The following is an 18,066-nucleotide window of genomic DNA, read 5'->3' as shown; positions in this document are numbered from 1 at the left end:
TTACGGCTTCAGGTGAGAGCGTCGAATACGCAATTCTCCCTGAGACCAAACGCCACCCGGAGTGGCACGTTCATCAATCAGCCGGTTCAGGGCTTCAGTGATGATCAAATCAATACGCTGGCTGAAGGTGGTGAGCTGCCAGCTGGGCAAGCTGGCTTCATCGATGTCATCGAAACCCACCACCGCCATGAATTTGTTGCCTGCACCTTCGCGTAAGGCCGCCAGCGCGCCGAGCGCCAGCACATCGTTTTCGCAAAACAGCGCTTCAACCCGCTGATCGGGCGCGTGCGCGTTGAGATATTCAGTCAACGCTGCGTAGCTGCGTTCGCGGGCGTATTCACCGGCGGTGAGCAGCACTTCCAGCGCCAGGCCAGCTTGGTTCAGCGCAAGTTGCAGACCTTCCAAACGCAGCGTGTGATGGCTGCTGGTGGCCGGGCCCATCATGTACCCGATGCGCGTATAACCTTGCGCCAGCAGCAGTTCGCCCAGCTGTTTGCCCGCCTGCAAGCCGTCGATATTGACCACTTCAATATCCGGCTCGTCATTGTTACGGCACACCTGCACCAGCGGAATGTGGTGCATTTCACGCGCCACGGCGACCAGCTCATCACTCAGCACCGTGCCGAGAAACAGCATGCCATCGACCTGCAGCTGATCGGCCAGCGACAGCACCGCGCGGTAGTTTTCACCGCTACCAATATTCAGCAGCAGCGCCATGTAGCCGCGCTGCTGTAGCTGGCGGGTGACGGTGTCGAGCATCAGCATCGAGTGCGGATTTTTCAGCTCGTCGATCACCACGCCAATAATCTGTGTCTTCTTCTGCGACAGGCTGCGGGCCAGCAGGTTAGGGCGATAACCCAGCTCGGTGGCAATCGCGATTACGCGTTCGCGCGCTTTCTCGGAAATTGACGCGCCGGGCGTAAAGGCACGCGATACCGTCCATTTCGAGACGCCAGCCAGTCTTGCCACATCGCTGGCGGTGGCTTTGTGAGATTTTGCGGTTGGTTTACTCATAGCACCTGCATAGGGGAAAAAGCGGAGACCCCCAGCATTGAACGTGAAACCCAACGGAAAATAAACACCTAAGCGCACGCAATTGGCGTAAAGCGCGACAAATAACCCTATTTTTAGGATGTTGCGATTATGTTTGATCTTTGCACCCGATTGCAACGTTTTTTGCAATCGGGTGCATTTCATTAACTTTTTGTGATCGATTTCGCTGATTTGCACTTTGCCAGATTGACTAAAAAGTCGTCTTAGCTGACATTTTGCTCACCACTACAAAGCAAATCTCATTTTTATCTAACGTGTGTCGCTTAATTTGCACCCGGTAGCAAATAGTAAAACAGCTAAAATTTAATCTCTGACCTCTTACCTCAAACCATTTTGCACCCGAGTGCAAAATAAACAGGAGTTGTTATGCTCATCGGTGAAAAGAGTATTCCACGCCCACTGCGCTGGGCCATGATCGGTGGCGGCCGTCTCAGCCAGGTGGGTTATAAACACCGTTGCGGTGCGCTGCGTGATAACACGGCGTATCAGATGGTGGCCAGCGCCTTTGATATCGATGCCGAGCGTGGCCGCGATTTCGGTGTCAACTTAGGGCTCGATGCGGATCGCTGCTACGCCACTTATCAGCAGCTGCTGGCCGAAGAGGCGAAGCGTGAAGATGGCGTTGAAGTGGTGTCCATTGCCACGCCAAACGGCACCCATTTTGAGATCACCAAAGCGGCATTAAATGCCGGTATTCACGTCATTTGTGAAAAGCCGCTGTTCTTCACTACCGCCGAAGCGCTGGAAATTAAAGCATTAGCGGCGAAAAAAGGGCTGATCGTTGGCGTGACCTACGGTTTCTCCGGCCATCCGCTGCTGATGCAGATGCGGGCGATGATCGCCAACGGCGAAATTGGTGATGTGCGCATGGTGGAGCTGCAATACACCCACGGCTTCAGCGCCAATGACAGCGCCGACAAATTTAGCGAAGCGCAAAAATGGCGCGTCGATCCTAAGATTGCCGGTCCGTCTTTTGTGCTCGGCGATATCTCGACGCACACCTTCTACATCTCCCAGCTGGTGTTGCCAGAACTGAAAGTGAAATCGCTGCTGTGCGATCGCCAAAGCTTCATTCCGTCGCGCGCGCCGTTGGAAGATAACGCCATGGTGCTGATGCATTACGACAACGGCGCGGTAGGGCGCATGTGGGCCTCATCAATTAATGCCGGTTCGATGGACAGCCAAAGTATTCGCGTGATTGGTTCGCGCGCCAGTCTGGAGTGGAGCGACTACAACCCAGGCGAGCTGAAATATGAAGTGCAAGGCCAGCCGAATCAGATTATGCATCACGGCATGCCGTACCTGCATGAAAGCGCCCTGGCCGATGAACGCCTGGGCGCGCTGCACACTGAAGGCCTGGCGGAATCCTGGGCCAATATCTATCTGAAATTTGCTATCGCCATCCACGCCACCCAACAGGGCGACCAAACCACGCTTGATAACCTGATCTATCCCGATATTAACGCCGGAATTGAAGGTGTGCGCTGGATTGAAAACTGCGTGCGTTCTGCGGACAACGGCGCGAGCTGGGTTAACTACGAATAAGGATTGCCATGAAACTTTCGTTTTGTACCGATAGCCTGGGTCATCTGCCGTTTGAACAGATGCTGGATAAGTTGCTGGAGCTAGGTGTTTACGGCGTTGAGATGACGACCGGCGGCTGGTCACCAGCGCCGCATCTGCGTACCGAAGCGTTGCTTGGCAGCGCCACGCAGCGTCAACAGTTGTTGCAGGCGCTGGAGAGCCGCGGCATGTCGATTGCGGCGCTGAATGTGTCGGGTAATCCGCTCGATCCAGGCGAATTAGGCAACAAACATAAGCGCGATACGGAAAACGCGCTGGCGCTGGCCGGAGAACTGGGGGTGAAGAAAATCGTCATGATGAGCGGCTTGCCGCCCGCCAGCCCGCACGACACCATTCCAAACTGGATCACTTACACCGTAAGCTGGCCGCCGACGCTGAAAAACTGCCTCGATTATCAGTGGAATGAAGTGGCGATCCCTTACTGGCTAGGGCTGGTGCAACGCGCTAAAGAGAGCGGTGTGGAGAAATTCGCGCTGGAGAATTTCAGTTCGATGCTGGTGTGGAATCCGGAAACCTTGTTCCGTCTGCGCGACGCGGTGGGTGAGATGGTGGGACTCAACCTCGATCCCAGCCATCTGCTGTGGATGGGCGCGGACCCGATTGCAGCAGCACGCGCGCTCGGCCCGGCAATTCATCACTGTCACGGCAAAGATGTGCGTCTGGAGCGCGGGCTGGTGGATATCAATGGTCTGTTGGAAACCAAACCGGTAGAAGATGTCGCCAATCGCGCCTGGAACTATGTTGCCGTTGGTTGCGGCCAGGATCTGCAGTGGTGGAAAGAGTTCTTCTCGGTGGTACGCATGATGGGCTACAACGACTGGGTATCGCTGGAAATGGAAGATCTCACCATGTCGGTGGAAGCGGGCGTAACCTCCTCAATTGCGGCACTCAAGCAAACCCTTAGCCAGTAATGTCAAATTCACGGCGGGCAACCGCTCGCCGTGTTCTGTACATCGAGCCTTGCCTGCCTGATAATCCGTGGTTCACCCACTATTAAGAGGCACGCCATGCTGGAAAACCATCCACAGCGCGACGAAATCAGGCTGGAGAATGTGCTGGCGGCGTTGGGCAATCCGATGCGCATGACGGTAATCAGCATTCTGGCGGACGGCGGCGAACATACTTGCGGATCGCTGCTGAAAGGCGTCTCCAAATCCACGTTGACCCATCACTGGCGCGTGCTGCGCGAGGGCGGCATTATCTGGCAGAAACCCTCTGGACGTGAAAACCTGCTGTCATTGCGACGCGACGATCTCGATGCCCGTTTCCCGGGTCTGCTTGATTCACTGCTAAGCGCCACCCAGCAAGATCCCCTGACCCGCACCACGCTGGATGATTTCCAGATTAAATAACCCGCGCACGCCCAGCCAGCGTAGCCACAATCATCTGCAACCCCGCAATCACCAACAGCAGCATCAGCGGCCACTGCCAGTTGCCGCTGACATCATGCAGCAGGCCAAAACAGAGCGGGCCCAGCGCCGCTAATCCGTAACCGACGCACTGTGCCATGCCCGACAATTTCGAAGCCTGCAAATGATCATGGGTGCGCAGATTAAACAGCGACAGGCAAATCACCATTGATGCACCGGCGCCCAGTCCCGCCAGAATCAGCCACGGCAGCGTGTATTGCGGTGCCATTAACAGTCCCGCGACGGCGATAAAAATCGATAGCGATGCGAGAAAACCAATCATCCGCTGGTCGTGCATTTTTTTCAGTGCGCTCATGCAGGCCAGGTTCGAAACGATGGCCACAATCTGATAGACAAACAGCATGCCACCCGCTTCCAGCTGGCTAATGCCGCTGTCTTGCGCAAAAGGCGTAAACCAGCCGATCAAGGTGTAGAACACCAACGACTGGCAGGCCATAAACAGCGAAACCTGCCAGCCTAAGGCCGCGCGCCACGGTGAGCGCGTTGATGCGCCGTTGGCGCTGTTTTTGGTCTGAGGCGCAGGTTTTTTCAGGTACGGCAGCCAGGCCAACAGAGCGATAATCGCCGGAATCAGCCACACCGCTAATGAGAGTCGCCAACCCGCGCGACTCAGCTCTGCCAGCGGCACCACCACGCCCGATGCAATGCTGGCGGTGATCGCCATGGTCATCGCGTACAAGCCAACATATCGCGCGGTGTGTTCGGTGAAATCACGCTTAATCAGCGGCGGCAGCAGCACGTTGGCCGCCGCAATCCCCGAGCTCAGGATGATCGTTCCCACCCACAACGCATTTTCACTGCCGCTGATACGCAGAATCGATCCCAGCGTGATGAGCAGCAATGCGCCCCATAAACTGCGCTCAAGACCAAAACGGTTGCCGAACCATGCTGCGGGTGGCGCTAAGGTAGCGAACATCAATAGCGGCAAGAAGTTGATCACGCCCGCCGCACTGGCGCTCAAGCCAAACGTCAGACGGATGTTTTCCAGCACCGGGCCAACCGCGGTAATAGGCGTGCGCAAGTTGGCCGCTGTCAGCAGCAGTAAGAACAGGAAAAAACCAGAACGACGCAGAGCAGGATTCGCAGATAAAACGGTATGGGTCATATTTTCGCACCATAGCAATGAGGCAGAGCGAGTCTGCTTATGGTGCGTTGGTTGACGTTAACGCTTACGCAGCGGCGATTAACTGCTGAAAGGAGGGCAATACTAACGAGGGGCTTTTAGGATGTAAAGTATCAAAACCCATCAAAGACAAAATCAACCGAGTCTTTAATCCGCTGGCGATACACACGTGCATCCATCACCTGATCGCCTAGAAGCGACACGCGCACACTGGCCATTTCGTGAGTCATGACCAGAAATTCCTCGCCTTCAACCTTGATTACCGGATTAAGTCGTTCAACTTGCTTTTTTTTAAACTGGTTTAGAGGGTAGAGCGGGATAACGATTCGTGACGCCAGTTCGCCGATAATCTCACTTTGAACGTCTACCAGATAAGGGTACTCGCTGTTCCTATTGGTATTGCGATAAATAAAATATTGCATGTCTAAAACGTCCTGTATTCATCCGACAATAAACCGTGTTCTTCGGTTATGCGATTGAGTTCCTGCAAACCTTCACTGTTTTCACGCTTCCATCTTTCCGCTTCGGTTGTGCGAATTTCATAATGTAAAGCTTTAGATAGGATGGCGGATAAATTGAGCCCTGCTTCTCTAGCCTGCTCGAGTAATGCAGGTTCAAGTGTCACGCTGACAGTTTTTTTTTGTCTTACGGCTGTAGAAGGCATAAATCCCCCGTGTAGTTAACACGTGTATAAATCAGTGTGGTGAGTATGGGTGAAATCTGCGCTTTCTGCAATGCAGCTTTCTAACGTGTTGTGGACTTTTAAAATTTCTAAACATGGTAAACCTTGCGCCATCGCTCATCCGCGTCCACCTTTAGTATTTCCCTTTTCCACAAATGGACGAACAATGATCTGGTTATGGAACGTGCTTATCTTGCTGGCAACCGTGGTGGTGATGGAAATCGTCGCGGCGCTGTCGCATAAATACATCATGCACGGTTGGGGTTGGGGCTGGCATTTGTCGCATCACGAACCGCACAGCGGCAAGTTTGAACTTAACGATCTGTATGCGGTGGTGTTTGCGGTGCTGGCGATCGTGCTGATCTATGTCGGCGTGCAAGGCATGTGGCCGCTGCAGTGGATTGGTGCCGGGATGACGACCTACGGCGCGCTTTACTTCATGGTGCACGATGGCCTGGTGCATCAACGCTGGCCGTTTCGCTATATCCCGCGCAAAGGCTATCTCAAGCGCTTATACATGGCGCACCGCATGCATCATGCAGTGCGCGGGCGTGAAGGCTGCGTGTCGTTTGGTTTCCTCTACGCGCCACCGCTCAATAAGCTGCAAGCCACGCTGCGTCAGCGCCACGGGAGAAAAATCAACGAGGACGCTGCCACAGACCAGCCGGACGTGGCGTCGGACGAGCCACACGCGAAGTGATCGCCAGGCCGGCCCCTTTCACCAGCAGCGCCAGTTTTTCGCCGCGGCTGGTGCGCTGTCGTGAATCCCAGGCGTGAACACCGGCGTGCTGAACTTTCACCCCGATTTCGCGATAAACACCGCGTGCCGTCGCGATGGCCCACGCCGAGCGCAGCGGCAAACCCGGCAAGCCGAACCGCGCCGAGTGATAATAGGGTTCCGCTTCCGACACTAAACGCGCAGCCAGCGTGGCCAGCGCCGCACGATGTTGCGGTGCTGTCAGCGTATCGGCGCGTAATCCCGCCTGATCGAGCCAGGCTTGCGGCAGATAGCAGCGACCATTTTCGGCATCTTCGACGATATCGCGCGCAATGTTAGTAAGCTGGAACGCCAGCCCTAAATCGCAGGCGTGATCGAGCACCGCTTCGTCGCGCACGCCCATTACGCGCGCCATCATCAAACCGACTACGCCCGCGACGTGATAGCAGTAACGCAGCGTGTCGTCGAAACTCGTATAGTGTTCATCGCGCGCATCCATGGCGAAGCCTTCCAGATGATCAAACGCCAGCTGTTGCGGCAGTTGATGAATAAGCGCCACTTCCTGAAACGCCCTAAACGCCGGTTCATCCATGTGCGCGCCGCTGTAGGCGCGGCGGGTTTCAATCTGCAGATGCTGCATGCGTGCCTGTGCATCTTCGACGGCATGCTGCGTGCCGCCTTCGCCCAGCGTTTGCCCATCAATCACATCGTCGCAATGACGACACCATGCATACAGCATCAGCGTGCTGCGGCGTGTCGGTGCATCAAACAGCTTGGCGGCGGTGGCGAAACTCTTAGAGCCCACCGCCATGGTTTGTGTCACTTGCTCGAGTAAAGGCTGTCGATTCATTCAGCGCGATCCTCCAGCATCAGCTGAGCGGTGGCCTTGGCGGAACCAATTACGCCGGGCACGCCCGCGCCTGGATGCGTACCCGCACCCACCAGATAGAGATTGCTGATATCGGCATCGCGGTTATGCGGTCGGAACCAGGCGCTTTGCGTCAAAATTGGCTCCAGCGAAAACGCCGAGCCGTGATGGGCATGCAGCGTGTCGCGAAAATCAAACGGCGTAAACATTCTGTGTGTCACTAATTGCTGACGTAATCCCGGCATGTAGTGCTGCTCCAGATAAGCAAAAATTCGATCGCGCAAGCGCGGTCCTTCCTGTTGCCAGTCGATGTCAGCGGTGCCGAGATGCGGCACCGGCGCTAACACATAAAAGCTGCCGCAGCCGGGTGGTGCCAGCGACGGATCGCTGCTGCAGGGCGCGTGCAGGTAGAGTGAAAAATCCTCTGCCAGTTGGCTGCTATTAAAAATCTCATCAATCAATTCGCGATAGCGCGGACCAAAACAGACGGTGTGATGCGCGAGCTGTTCATGCGGCTGATTGAGGCCAAAATAGAGCACAAACAGCGAGTTGCTCATGCGCTTACGCTTCAGCGATGTCGCACGTTTCTTAGCTTTCGGATGATGGCGTAGCAGCTTGTCGTAGGTATGCACCACGTCGGCATTGGAGGCTACGGCTGCGGCATCAAAGCGTCGTCCATCCTTTAACTGGACGCCGCTAATACGATTTTCATTGGTTTCCAGCTGGCTCACTTCGGCATTCAGTAACAGCTCGCCACCCAGATCCTCAAACAGTCGCGCCATGCCCTTCACCAGCGCGCCGGTGCCGCCGCGCGGAAACCACACGCCCCATTCACGTTCCAGCGCATGAATTAAGGTATAGATTGATGACGTTGCAAAAGGATTACCGCCCACCAGCAATGAGTGGAAGGAAAACGCCTGCCGCAGGTGATCGTCCTGAATAAATTTCGCCACCATGCTGTAGACGCTGCGCCACGCCTGCAAACGTCCCAGCTGCGGTGCAACACGCAGCATGTCACGCACCTGCAGAAACGGCACCGTGCCGAGTTTCAGATAACCCTCTTTGAATACCTCGCGCGAATAGGCGAGGAACTGACGATAACCGGCGACATCCTGTGGATTGAAGGTAGCGATCTGCTGCTCCAGCAACGGCTGATTGTTGTCATAGTCGAGCTGTTTGCCATCTTCCCAACACAGGCGATAGAAGGGCGTGACCGGCATCAGCTCGACGTAATCGCTTAGCGATTTTCCCGCCAGCGTGAACAACTCTTCGATGGCGCTGGGATCGGTGATCACCGTAGGTCCGGCATCAAAGGTAAAGCCGCTATCTTCAAACACATAGGCGCGTCCGCCCGGTTTGTCGCGCTGCTCGAGTAAGGTGGTTGGTATGCCCGCCGCTTGCAGGCGAATCGCCAGCGCCAGGCCGCCAAAGCCTGCGCCAATCACATAAGTGCGTTTCATTTTTTCTTCCCTGGTTCGACAGAATTCAACAGCGCGTGCAGCGCTTCACCGATGGGCACCGGCGGCTTGCCGCACAGAATCCGCGCTTTATCATGCAGACGAAGTTGTCCGGCGTAAAAACGGCTGATTAACCCGGCATTGAGCCGGTAAAAACGTTGCATTACACGCCAGCGCTGCTGCGGCTTACCGGCCAAAAACAGCATGCGGTTCAGCAGGCGGAAAAATCGCTGCTCGCGCCACTGCTGACGGGCAAAGCGTTCGATGTGTTGACTGAGCGTGCGGGCATCGGTGGGCAACAGCGTGGCTACCAACTCCGCCAGCGCCACGGCGGACGGCAAAGAATAACCGGTTGTCGCATGAAACAGTCCGGCGCGCAGGCCGCTGCATGGCTGGCCGCGCTGCTGTTGCCAGAATCGATCAATATTGCCGCTCAGGGTAATCGGTAATATGCCGTGCTCTTCACGCAGCAGTGTGCCAGGCCGCCAACCTTGCTGTTTGGCGTAGTCAGCGATGTGCTGACGAGCGGAGTTCTCCGCCAGCGTAGGTTGATTAACGTAATGCGTATCTTCAATCAGTAACCGATCGGCGCTGAGCGGCAGCGTGTAAACAAAACGATAGCCCGCTTGTTGATCGACGGTGGCATCCATCAGAATCGGCTGCTGCAGGCCGTGCGGCTGCGCCAGCTGCCACTCTTGTCCAAGAAACACCTGATAACCCAGTTGCAGATGCGGCGTTGGCTGCAGGCCGCGGCCATCAATCACCACCTGCGCATCAAGTTCACGCCCATCCGCCAGCGTCACCTGTGTGGGTTTTACCTGTTTAACGGCAGCATCTGTCCACAGATCGTCACCCATCGCCGCGAGTAGATGCCGGGCAAAATCGCCTGACGCGATGGAACAATAATCCCCGTCCAGGTTGCGGCGCAACGCGGGAAAACGCACCTGATAGCCAGGCCAACGCGCCGTGATCAGCGGCTGCAGCCAGCGCAGCTGATCGGCGCTAAGATCGCTCTGATGAAATGACCAGGTATGATTGCCTGCCGGATGTGCGTCGCTCTCCAGCAACAGGCATTTGAGCTGCGGCTTCAGTTGGCGCAGACGTAGCGCAATCAAACCGTTTGCCAGTCCGGCACCGACCAGAATCACATCGTAGTGCGCACGCATCAGGTGGCCTCCGCCAGCACAACTTGTTGCTGGCACAGCGCTTGTTCGACGATGTCGGCCGCACGCTGGCAACCGCCTGCGCGCTGCAACTGTGCCTGTATCGCTGACATCCGTAACGCGTAGCGATCGTCGGTAAGTAATTGTCGCAGATGCTGCTCCAGTTGATGAATGCGGTTAAAGCGCGATGCGCGCCGTCCAATGCCATGCCACTCAATGCGCGCTGCCACGCCGGGTTGATCAAAGGCAATGGGCAGCGCCAGCATCGGCGTACCGCATTCCAGCGCTTCCAGCGCGCTGTTTAATCCGGCATGAGTAATAAAAAGCTGCGCGTGTTGCAGGGCGGCACGTTGATCGACAAAATCCGTCACCCACGCTGCACCAGCCAGTTGCAACTTGTGCACCTGATCGGCGTTCAATCCCCCACAATGAGCGATCACCAGAGAAAGTTGCTGGCGGCGGCACGCCTGTGCCAGATGCAAAAACAGGCGGAAGCGATGGCCTTGCAGCGTACCCAGCGAGGCGTAAACCACCGGCTGGCGCAGCGCCGGCCAGGGCGCATTGAGCGGCGCTGCCGCAACCGGCGCGCGCAGTTGTCCGACGGCGTGATAGCAGGCCGGCAGTTGCTGACGCGGAAAATCAAAGGCGGGCACCATCTGGCTGATTTGTGCCAGCGGCGAAAGGCACTGATGCAATCCGCGCCGCTCCGTCAAATTGAACGCCCGCGCGTGTTTGAGGATGACGTCGCCGTGGCGACGCATGATGCGATCATAGATATCGCTGCTGGCCTGAAAACGTTTCAGCGCTTTTTCATCCTGAGCATAACGGAAGGGCATCACCGCCAGCGGAATGCCGGCTTCACGGTTGACCGGTAGGGCGCAGGCCACCGAAACAAACGGCAGATGCAGCGCTTCAGCGACTAATCCGCCTGCTGCTTCCATTTCATCAGCGATCACACCATCAATGTTCAACGATTTCAGTACCGCTGGTAGTTCTCGGCACAGCATATCGGTGCAGGAGGCGAGATCGTTGATTACGCGAAACAGCGACAGGCCGCCCGGCGAAGCCAGCCGATGCAGCACGGGCGCCAGCGAACCGGCCGGATGCGTTTGCTGGCCTACTGCAACGAAATTAATGCGTTCGTCGCTGAGTAAAGTGCGGGCGTCGGCTTGCTGGATGAAGGTGATGCGATGGCCACGCGCCAGCAGCGTTTGTGCTAACGCCTGCAACGCGTGAAAGTGGCTATAAAGCGGCGGCGCGATCACCGCAAAGTGGCCCAACGGCTTAGCCGCGCTCAGTTGAACATCGCTAGCTGTTGATTAAACAGCGCGTGCATGTATTGGCGAGTGGCGATGCCGCGATGGCAGGCGCAGGCAAGGTGTGCATCGGCACTGCGCAGATGATCGCGCAGACGACGTTCTGCGCCGTCAGCCCCGAGCATCTGTACCAGCGTGGATTTACCCTGATCCTGATGCACATCTTTGCCGGTGTGTTTGCAGCCGTCGGCGAGGTCGTCGAGCAGCTGAAACGCCTGGCCCAGATCCTGAGCAAAGAAGCTAAGACGTTGCCGCACCTGCGGTGAAGCGTCAGCGGCAATCGCCGCCATTTGCAGCGTGGCGCGAAACAGCACGCTGGTTTTCAGTTCATTGGTCAAGGCGATCGCTTCCGGACTGCGGCTCTGCGTGCCGTCGTGCAGATCCTGAAACTGCCCTTGCACTAATCCCTGCAGGCCGACGGCGGCGGAGAGTTCGGCAATCGCTTCAGATTTGTGCACCGCAGGCAAATCGGGTGCGATGGCAATCACTTCAAATGCGCGGCTCAGCAGCGCGACGGCGGCGAGAATCGCCACGTTTTCACCAAACTCGCGATGCACGGTGGGACGACCACGGCGCATTTGCGCGTTATCCATTGACGGGATGTCATCCAAAATCAGCGATGCCGCGTGCACCATTTCCACGGCACAGGCGAGATCGAGAATGCCATTTTGCGTCAGCTCGCAACCCATATCGCGCGCTGCCAGCATCAGTAATAAAGGACGGATGCGCTTGCCCTGCGCCAGCGTACCGGCACGCATCGCGGCACGCACGCGATCGCTTTGCTGTCCTGCAGGCAGTAAATGTTCGAGATGCGCCTGTAAAATTTGCTGCAGCTGAAGCAGTTCGCTTGTCTGATGCGCTGTGCTATCGACATGGGTGGTCATAATGGCTATCCATGGTTGATGAAATTATTATGCTTTTTGATTAACCGTAGACTGCGTAAGGTAAGTTTGCCAGCGAGGGCCTTGACTTTGTAGCGTGCGCCTTCATACGCACCAGGTAAACATCGTAATAATACTATGCGTGATCTTATCAGCGAAAAAAGTAACAGCAACGCCGTAACATAAATAACTCCGTTAGGCTGGTGGTCAATAAATACCGCTTACGGAAATAAAATGACGAATACCAAACCTGCCGTGCTGATTATTCAGCCGCTAATGCCGCAGTTAGATGAAAAGCTCACGCAACATTTCCATTGCCATCGTTTATATGAGCAGCATGACGCAATGCTATTTATCCAGCAGCATGGCAAAGCGATCAATGCCATCGTTACGCGCGGCGATGTCGGGGTGGAAACGTCATTGCTGGAGCAACTGCCGGAGTGTAAAGTCATTGCTGTATTCGGTGTCGGCACCGATCGTATTGACCTGAAATACACTGCCGAAAACGATATTCAGGTCAGCATTACCCGCGACATTCTGACTGACGATGTTGCCGATTTGGCAATGACAATGACGCTGGCGTTCTCGCGTAATTTGGTGGCTTACCATCAGTTTGCGAAATCCGGGGCATGGGAAAATAACGGCGTCGAACTCTCCAGCCGCGCCAGCGGAAAAAGAATTGGCATTGCCGGGTTAGGCGCGATTGGCTTAGCCATCGCGCGCCGTGCCGAAGCCTTTGGTATGGAAGTGGCGTATACCGCGCGTTCGGCGAAAGACGTCAGCTATAAGCGCTGCGATACGATCGAACAACTCGCCACCTTTAGCGATTTTCTGGTGCTGGCACTGCCGGGCAGCAAAGAGAATGTGCAACTGGTCAACGCGAAGGTGCTGGCGGCGCTCGGCAAAGAGGGCGTAGTGATCAATATTGCGCGTGGCACAGTAATCAATGAACCCGATCTGATCGCTGCACTGCAGCAGGGAATCATTAAAGGGGCGGCGCTGGATGTTTATCCGGATGAGCCAAAAATTAATCCCGCGCTGCGTAAACTAAATAATGTGCTATTAACGCCGCATATTGCCAGCGCAACTCACGAAACGCGTGCGCAAATGACCAATAATGTGCTGGAGAATTTACGGGCCTATTTTGCCGATGGGAAGATTCTGACATCGGTATAATTTAAGCATCCGGATTAAGACGAAATTCTTATATCCTGCGTAATAATCCCTATTTAGCGATAGCAATTTTCGTTCAGCCAGGCTGTTATGATATCGGCACTTAATTCAGGAGCCCATTATGACAGCACAGAAAATTGCAATTATTGGCGGCGGCGTTATCGGATTAGCGGTGGCGCGCGCCTTAGCGTTGCAGGGCGTTAAAGTCACCGTTTTCGAACAACAGCACATTGGCGCGGGCACCAGCAGCACGACGTTTGCCTGGGTAAACTCCAATGGCAAACAGCCGCGCAGTTATCACCTGCTTAATGCGCTCTCGATGGAAGAGCACCTCAAACTGCAGCAAGCGCAGCCGAACGGATTGCGCTGGCTGGAAACTGGCGGTACATGGGAGTGGGCCGCCGAGGGCGATGCGCAGCAACGTTTGCTGCAGCGTGCCACGTCGTTGCAATCGGCGGGTTATGCGGCACGTGAAGTGTCGCCAGCAGATGTGCTGCGCGATATTCCGGAGCTGCGGGCGCAGGCCATCAGCGGCAGCGTGTGGCATTTCCCGACAGAATCGGTGCTGCATCCGGCGCTCTATCTGGCGCGCTTATGGTCAGAAGCCAAAGCGCGCGGTGCGGTGCTGTACCAGCATCAGCGCATCAATAGCATCAGTGAAAGTGCCGATCGGGTTACGCTGCAGCTGGAAAATGGTGAGCAGTGGCAGGGCGATCGTATTGTGTTAGCCACCGGACGCTGGGCCAATCAGCTGCTAAATTCACTGGGACTTAATCTGGCGTTGCTGGATACCAGCAAACCGAACGCGGTGGCTTGTAGTTTCCTGGTGCGTACCGCGCCGCAGCCGTTATCGCTCAATGCCAATCTCATCTCTCCGCAACTTAACGTACGCCCGGACGGCGGCGGACGTTTGCTGCTGCAAGCTTTAGAGTTGGATCATCTGGCCGATTCTGCTGCGCCACCCTCAATCACCAGCGATATCGCCGCGCAGTTCCGCGCGCGTTACCACGCGCTGTTTGCGGATGCGGGCGAGTTGCAGATTGAACAAATTGTGGTGGGGCAACGTGCAAGACCTGCCGATGGTTTACCGGCGCTGGGTTATGTCACCGCGCATCAGCGCGTGTATGTGGCGGTGACACACAGCGGTATCACCCTTTCGCCATTGATTGGCAAGCTGGTGGCTGAAGAGCTGATCGGCGATGTGGCAAGTGAGCTGCTGAGCGATTTCCGTCCGCAGCGTCTGCTGGGCAAAAGCGTGGAAGCGTTTGCGCCCATCAAGCGTAATTTCCCGGCGGCGCAATAACGGGGGATGATTGCCGCCCGCAGGCGGCCTCATTCCTTTTTGATTAATAACGCAGTCGGCCACTGAAACCATTCGAAATTATCGCCCCCGATTTCAGGGTTAAATCGCATTCCTGTTCTCGCGGCTGCAGCGCGTTAATGAAGCTATCGGCCCATTTGTGGCAATCATGCAGATGCAGGTTTTTTAGCAGGCTGGCGTGACGTTCGCGACGCACCGAAAGCGGCATGATAAGCGCGGTATGAATGGCATCGGCGATGGCATCGGGATCGTAAGGATTGACCAACAGTGCGCCCTGCATCTGTTCGGCGGCGCCGGCAAACTGCGACAGAATCAGCACGCCGGGATTAGCATGATCCTGCACCGCCACATAGGTTTTCGCCATCAAACTCATCCCGGCTATCAGCGGTGTGACCAACGCCACACGCGCTGCACGGTAAAATCCGCACAGTTCTTCATGTGAATAATGGTTGCTCAAATAACGCACCGGATACCAGTTCAGCTCGCCATGCACGCCGTTCATTTCGCCACAGCGGGTTTCCAAATCGCGCGATAACTCTTTAATGCGATGGCTATAACCTGACGCCGCTGAAGCCAGTTGCACCATGGAAAACTTGTGGTGATACTCCTCGTGTTGACGCAGTAAAACTTCTATGGCGCTGATGCGGTAGGGCGTGCCGGTGCTGTCGTCAAAATGGCCACCGCTGAGGATCAGATTCTCCGGTAAGGTTGCGCGACATTGCTGCTCCATATACTGGCAGCTGTTGCTTTCAGCTAGCGCGCTGGTTTCCACGGTATCAATGCCTACCGGGAATACGCCTACGCGAATCTGACGGCCGTGGATACGCAGCGTGTAAGGCGTTAGACGCTCGCAACGGAAGCGGGATTCAATCCAGGCGGTGAAATTGTTCATGTCTTGGGTGGTCTGAAAGCCAATTAAGTCGGCGCACAATAATGCATCGGCCAGATAGCGCCAGTTCGGCACCGATTCAAAAGATTGTCCTGCTGGGAAAGGCTGATGGAAAAAGAAGCCGATACGATTTATCAGGCCGGCATCGCGCAGCATTTTAATGCTGGGAATCAGGTGATAATCCTGCAACCAAATATCATCATCGGGCATGGCATATTCACTGATGGCGCGCGTATAGGTTTCATTCAGTTTCATATAACCGATTTGGCTGCTGGTGGAAAAACGCGCCATGTCGGGGCGCTGATGAAATACCGGCCACAATCCCTGATGAATATATTGATGATAACCTTCTTCATATTCTGCTTTGGTTAAGCGAAATGTCAGCGTGTCGAATGCTTTGCCGCTAGTAAAATTCAGCTCACGATGAGGTTCAGTGGTAAATGATTCAAACTCGCCACTCCATTTCACCCACATGCCACCGCGACGCGTCAATATGCTTTCATAAATGTTAGAAAGCGTTGAGTGATTATTTTGATTGTGTGATACCAAAATCAAGCCTGACATAGTTTTGACCCGTTGCTTAATCTGCCCATGAATCATTGGCAGAGAATTTAAAAAAGGTTGGCGCAGTATAAATTGCAGCATGCCGCTCATGATTTACGCTCACAGGCGTTAATGGACCGGTGCGTGTTGACCGCTGACGTTATGCGGATGAACCGCTATTAGTGAGTTCGATACTTTTCATCTCGCGCTACCTCTCCGAATCCTTCAGGGCTGTCGATGAAATTAATCTAACCGACCAACCCGTAAAAATGTCGTAAAAAAGACGCTGAGAGTTATAAAAATTTAATAGATTTTATTTACAACCAGGATAAATGTTGGCGTTAATTTTTTTGATCACTTTAGATGGCGACTTTAATGGTTTGAGGGGAGTACTTATGCGCAAAGACACATTCGGCCTGTTAGAATGACCGCCGTTCATAGAGGAATCTAAGAGGTTTAATCGTGTCAACGTTAGTATTTAGAGAAGCCAGGCTGGCAGATGTGGATCGCTGTTACGCGATTGAAATTGAGGCTTACGAAGGTGATGAAGCCGCCACGCGTGAAAAAATTGCTACCCGCATTGCGCAGTATCCACAGGGATTTTTATGTATGGAAACCGATGGCAAGGTGATTGGTTTTATCAACGCCGGTTGTGCGTGGGAGGTGGTGATGTCGGATGAAGCGTTCAAAGAGTTAATCGGCCACGATCCGGCAGCACCCAACGCCGTGATTATGTCGGTGGTGCTTGATCCCGCTTATCAGGGCAAAGGTTATGCATCGCTGCTGATGCGCCAGTTTATCGAGCTGATGAAGAGAATGGATAAGCGAACCATTCATCTGATGTGCAAAACCCAGCACCTTGAGCTGTATAAAAAATGGGGCTATCAATACATCAAGCCGTCTGAGTCAGACCACGGTGGCATGGCGTGGCATGAGATGCTGATGAAACTGTAATTCAACAGGTAAATATAACGCTAAGCATTCAATGATCGCACATTCCCTGGCGGCGCGATTTATCGCGCAATAAATTACGCCGCTAGGACACATGCGCACACTTTATGCAGCCACACCTTTCGGCTGAGCCGACAGATGTCCCGCCCATAAACTGGCCACCCATTTCACGCCTTTGGCGGTGAAACGCGCTTGGGAGAAAGCATGCTGATTCTCGCCACGTCCGGAGCGCAGGGTGAAATATCCCGCCTGTATATGGTGCTGCTGCGGTGCCAGCATGCCTTTTTCGCGATACATGATGTTGCGTTCTAACAAAAACTCACGAAACTCAGTTTCCTTTACCTTCAACATCTTGCACAGCTGACGAAAGCCGAGCGAATCTTCGATCTCGACAAAGCGATCAAAAAATTCAGCCTTAGGGGCCGACAACGCAAGTTGCTGCTCAGCCGCACGGCGCTGCTCAAATTGCTCCGCCCAGGCGCGGGCCGCTTCCGCCGGATTGGTGAAATCAGGCAGATGAGTAAACTGTTCACGCTGCTGCCAGAGATCGAGTAATTCCGCAGTGAAGCCAGGCGAAAGCCGGGCAACGGCAAGTAATGAATCGCGCTTGTTAAGATGAAACTCCTGACGCACTTCACCCTGATGCTCATAGAGATTCACCGTCAAAGGCTGGGAAAGACGCTGTGCAGTTTCCAGGCTTTTCACCAGGCGCTTCACTTCGCCGTGCGTAATGCCCGTGACATGGGCAATTTCGCGGCTGCTCATCATCATTGATGCATTCAAAGCAGACAGACTTTCCGTTGAGATCATCATCATTATCACCTCTTGAAGACTTACTCAGCCTCGTGGCTGTTGAATAAGTATACGCAATACTGTTTATATATCCAGTATTATTTTTAACCGTTCACCTAAGA

18 protein-coding genes are annotated in these 18,066 nt (G+C 54.8%); 7 read left to right on the top strand and 11 right to left on the bottom strand.

Annotated features, from left to right (window positions below; genetic code table 11):
• Window positions 1–1,014, bottom strand: a complete 1,014-nt coding sequence (locus MWH02_RS10660) for a LacI family DNA-binding transcriptional regulator (protein ID WP_110867234.1) — start codon at window positions 1,012–1,014, stop codon at window positions 1–3.
• A 405-nt stretch (window positions 1,015–1,419) separates the two neighbouring features.
• Here MWH02_RS10660 and MWH02_RS10655 point away from each other — a divergent pair, with 405 nt between their 5' ends.
• From MWH02_RS10655 to MWH02_RS10645, 3 genes are all read left to right on the top strand, one after another.
• Window positions 1,420–2,598, top strand: a complete 1,179-nt coding sequence (locus MWH02_RS10655) for a Gfo/Idh/MocA family protein (RefSeq protein WP_101761123.1) — start codon at window positions 1,420–1,422, stop codon at window positions 2,596–2,598.
• An 8-nt stretch (window positions 2,599–2,606) separates the two neighbouring features.
• A complete protein-coding gene (locus tag MWH02_RS10650) occupies window positions 2,607–3,548 on the top strand; it encodes a sugar phosphate isomerase/epimerase family protein (RefSeq protein ID WP_101761122.1) in 942 nt (313 codons plus the stop codon).
• Between the two features lie 96 nt (window positions 3,549–3,644).
• Entirely contained in the window at window positions 3,645–3,989 is a 345-nt protein-coding gene (locus tag MWH02_RS10645; RefSeq protein WP_101761121.1) for an ArsR/SmtB family transcription factor, read from the top strand.
• Here MWH02_RS10645 and MWH02_RS10640 read toward each other — a convergent pair.
• The 3 genes from MWH02_RS10640 to MWH02_RS10630 form a co-directional block, all read right to left on the bottom strand.
• Entirely contained in the window at window positions 3,982–5,172 is a 1,191-nt protein-coding gene (locus tag MWH02_RS10640; protein WP_271460584.1) for a CynX/NimT family MFS transporter, read from the bottom strand. The genes MWH02_RS10645 and MWH02_RS10640 overlap by 8 nt on opposite strands.
• A gap of 131 nt (window positions 5,173–5,303) precedes the next feature.
• On the bottom strand, window positions 5,304–5,612 hold the full coding sequence (locus tag MWH02_RS10635; RefSeq protein ID WP_137387189.1) for a CcdB family protein: 309 nt from the start codon (window positions 5,610–5,612) through the stop codon (window positions 5,304–5,306).
• A gap of 2 nt (window positions 5,613–5,614) precedes the next feature.
• Window positions 5,615–5,854 (bottom strand): type II toxin-antitoxin system CcdA family antitoxin, encoded by a 240-nt coding sequence (locus MWH02_RS10630; protein ID WP_137387190.1) that lies wholly within the window; start codon window positions 5,852–5,854, stop codon window positions 5,615–5,617.
• 184 nt (window positions 5,855–6,038) lie between these two features.
• Here MWH02_RS10630 and MWH02_RS10625 point away from each other — a divergent pair, with 184 nt between their 5' ends.
• On the top strand, window positions 6,039–6,572 hold the full coding sequence (locus MWH02_RS10625) for a sterol desaturase family protein (RefSeq protein ID WP_271460583.1): 534 nt from the start codon (window positions 6,039–6,041) through the stop codon (window positions 6,570–6,572).
• Here the strand turns inward: MWH02_RS10625 and crtB are convergent.
• Genes crtB through MWH02_RS10600 form a run of 5 tightly spaced genes read right to left on the bottom strand, consistent with a single transcriptional unit; the run spans window position 6,511 to window position 12,278 of the window.
• Complete coding sequence (gene crtB, locus MWH02_RS10620; RefSeq protein ID WP_271460582.1) at window positions 6,511–7,440, bottom strand: 15-cis-phytoene synthase CrtB; 930 nt, start codon at window positions 7,438–7,440, stop codon at window positions 6,511–6,513. The two genes, MWH02_RS10625 and crtB, sit on opposite strands and share 62 nt — an antisense overlap.
• Window positions 7,437–8,918: a phytoene desaturase gene (locus MWH02_RS10615; protein ID WP_137387192.1), complete on the bottom strand. Its 1,482-nt coding sequence runs from the start codon at window positions 8,916–8,918 to the stop codon at window positions 7,437–7,439. The genes crtB and MWH02_RS10615 overlap by 4 nt, the downstream gene beginning before the upstream one ends.
• On the bottom strand, window positions 8,915–10,081 hold the full coding sequence (gene crtY, locus MWH02_RS10610) for a lycopene beta-cyclase CrtY (RefSeq protein WP_217547666.1): 1,167 nt from the start codon (window positions 10,079–10,081) through the stop codon (window positions 8,915–8,917). Before crtY ends, MWH02_RS10615 begins: the two co-directional genes overlap by 4 nt.
• On the bottom strand, window positions 10,081–11,358 hold the full coding sequence (locus MWH02_RS10605; protein ID WP_271460581.1) for a glycosyltransferase: 1,278 nt from the start codon (window positions 11,356–11,358) through the stop codon (window positions 10,081–10,083). The genes crtY and MWH02_RS10605 overlap by 1 nt, the downstream gene beginning before the upstream one ends.
• Before the next feature lie 14 nt (window positions 11,359–11,372).
• The gene (locus tag MWH02_RS10600; RefSeq protein WP_101761112.1) at window positions 11,373–12,278 is read right to left on the bottom strand and encodes a polyprenyl synthetase family protein; all 906 of its coding nucleotides are present in this window, start codon (window positions 12,276–12,278) and stop codon (window positions 11,373–11,375) included.
• Between the two features lie 231 nt (window positions 12,279–12,509).
• Between MWH02_RS10600 and MWH02_RS10595 the strand changes: the two genes are divergently transcribed.
• A complete protein-coding gene (locus tag MWH02_RS10595) occupies window positions 12,510–13,451 on the top strand; it encodes a 2-hydroxyacid dehydrogenase (RefSeq protein WP_271460580.1) in 942 nt (313 codons plus the stop codon).
• A gap of 118 nt (window positions 13,452–13,569) precedes the next feature.
• Window positions 13,570–14,751 (top strand): NAD(P)/FAD-dependent oxidoreductase, encoded by a 1,182-nt coding sequence (locus MWH02_RS10590; RefSeq protein WP_271460579.1) that lies wholly within the window; start codon window positions 13,570–13,572, stop codon window positions 14,749–14,751.
• Window positions 14,752–14,794: 43 nt separating this feature from the next.
• Here the strand turns inward: MWH02_RS10590 and MWH02_RS10585 are convergent, their stop codons facing one another.
• Window positions 14,795–16,222, bottom strand: a complete 1,428-nt coding sequence (locus tag MWH02_RS10585) for an alpha,alpha-trehalose-phosphate synthase (UDP-forming) (RefSeq protein WP_225608264.1) — start codon at window positions 16,220–16,222, stop codon at window positions 14,795–14,797.
• A 441-nt stretch (window positions 16,223–16,663) separates the two neighbouring features.
• On the opposite strand from MWH02_RS10585, the gene MWH02_RS10580 reads away from it, so the two are divergent.
• A complete protein-coding gene (locus tag MWH02_RS10580) occupies window positions 16,664–17,155 on the top strand; it encodes a GNAT family N-acetyltransferase (protein ID WP_271460578.1) in 492 nt (163 codons plus the stop codon).
• 102 nt (window positions 17,156–17,257) lie between these two features.
• Here the strand turns inward: MWH02_RS10580 and MWH02_RS10575 are convergent, their stop codons facing one another.
• The gene (locus MWH02_RS10575; RefSeq protein WP_222212720.1) at window positions 17,258–17,965 is read right to left on the bottom strand and encodes a phage antirepressor KilAC domain-containing protein; all 708 of its coding nucleotides are present in this window, start codon (window positions 17,963–17,965) and stop codon (window positions 17,258–17,260) included.
• Between the last annotated feature and the right edge of the window lie 101 nt (window positions 17,966–18,066).

This window comes from Pantoea leporis, assembly GCF_028048155.1.
Classification (GTDB): domain Bacteria; phylum Pseudomonadota; class Gammaproteobacteria; order Enterobacterales; family Enterobacteriaceae; genus Pantoea; species Pantoea leporis.
The sequence above is the reverse complement of the archived record's forward strand: the minus strand, read 5'-3'. Positions and strand labels throughout refer to the sequence as shown.

Coding starts and splice junctions, on each gene's coding strand:
- MWH02_RS10660 (WP_110867234.1), bottom strand. CDS start 1,014: ATGAGTAAACCAACCGCAAAATCTCACAAAGCCACCGCCAGCGATGTG.
- MWH02_RS10655 (WP_101761123.1), top strand. CDS start 1,420: ATGCTCATCGGTGAAAAGAGTATTCCACGCCCACTGCGCTGGGCCATG.
- MWH02_RS10650 (WP_101761122.1), top strand. CDS start 2,607: ATGAAACTTTCGTTTTGTACCGATAGCCTGGGTCATCTGCCGTTTGAA.
- MWH02_RS10645 (WP_101761121.1), top strand. CDS start 3,645: ATGCTGGAAAACCATCCACAGCGCGACGAAATCAGGCTGGAGAATGTG.
- MWH02_RS10640 (WP_271460584.1), bottom strand. CDS start 5,172: ATGACCCATACCGTTTTATCTGCGAATCCTGCTCTGCGTCGTTCTGGT.
- MWH02_RS10635 (WP_137387189.1), bottom strand. CDS start 5,612: ATGCAATATTTTATTTATCGCAATACCAATAGGAACAGCGAGTACCCT.
- MWH02_RS10630 (WP_137387190.1), bottom strand. CDS start 5,854: ATGCCTTCTACAGCCGTAAGACAAAAAAAAACTGTCAGCGTGACACTT.
- MWH02_RS10625 (WP_271460583.1), top strand. CDS start 6,039: ATGATCTGGTTATGGAACGTGCTTATCTTGCTGGCAACCGTGGTGGTG.
- crtB (WP_271460582.1), bottom strand. CDS start 7,440: ATGAATCGACAGCCTTTACTCGAGCAAGTGACACAAACCATGGCGGTG.
- MWH02_RS10615 (WP_137387192.1), bottom strand. CDS start 8,918: ATGAAACGCACTTATGTGATTGGCGCAGGCTTTGGCGGCCTGGCGCTG.
- crtY (WP_217547666.1), bottom strand. CDS start 10,081: ATGCGTGCGCACTACGATGTGATTCTGGTCGGTGCCGGACTGGCAAAC.
- MWH02_RS10600 (WP_101761112.1), bottom strand. CDS start 12,278: ATGACCACCCATGTCGATAGCACAGCGCATCAGACAAGCGAACTGCTT.
- MWH02_RS10595 (WP_271460580.1), top strand. CDS start 12,510: ATGACGAATACCAAACCTGCCGTGCTGATTATTCAGCCGCTAATGCCG.
- MWH02_RS10590 (WP_271460579.1), top strand. CDS start 13,570: ATGACAGCACAGAAAATTGCAATTATTGGCGGCGGCGTTATCGGATTA.
- MWH02_RS10585 (WP_225608264.1), bottom strand. CDS start 16,222: ATGTCAGGCTTGATTTTGGTATCACACAATCAAAATAATCACTCAACG.
- MWH02_RS10575 (WP_222212720.1), bottom strand. CDS start 17,965: ATGATGATCTCAACGGAAAGTCTGTCTGCTTTGAATGCATCAATGATG.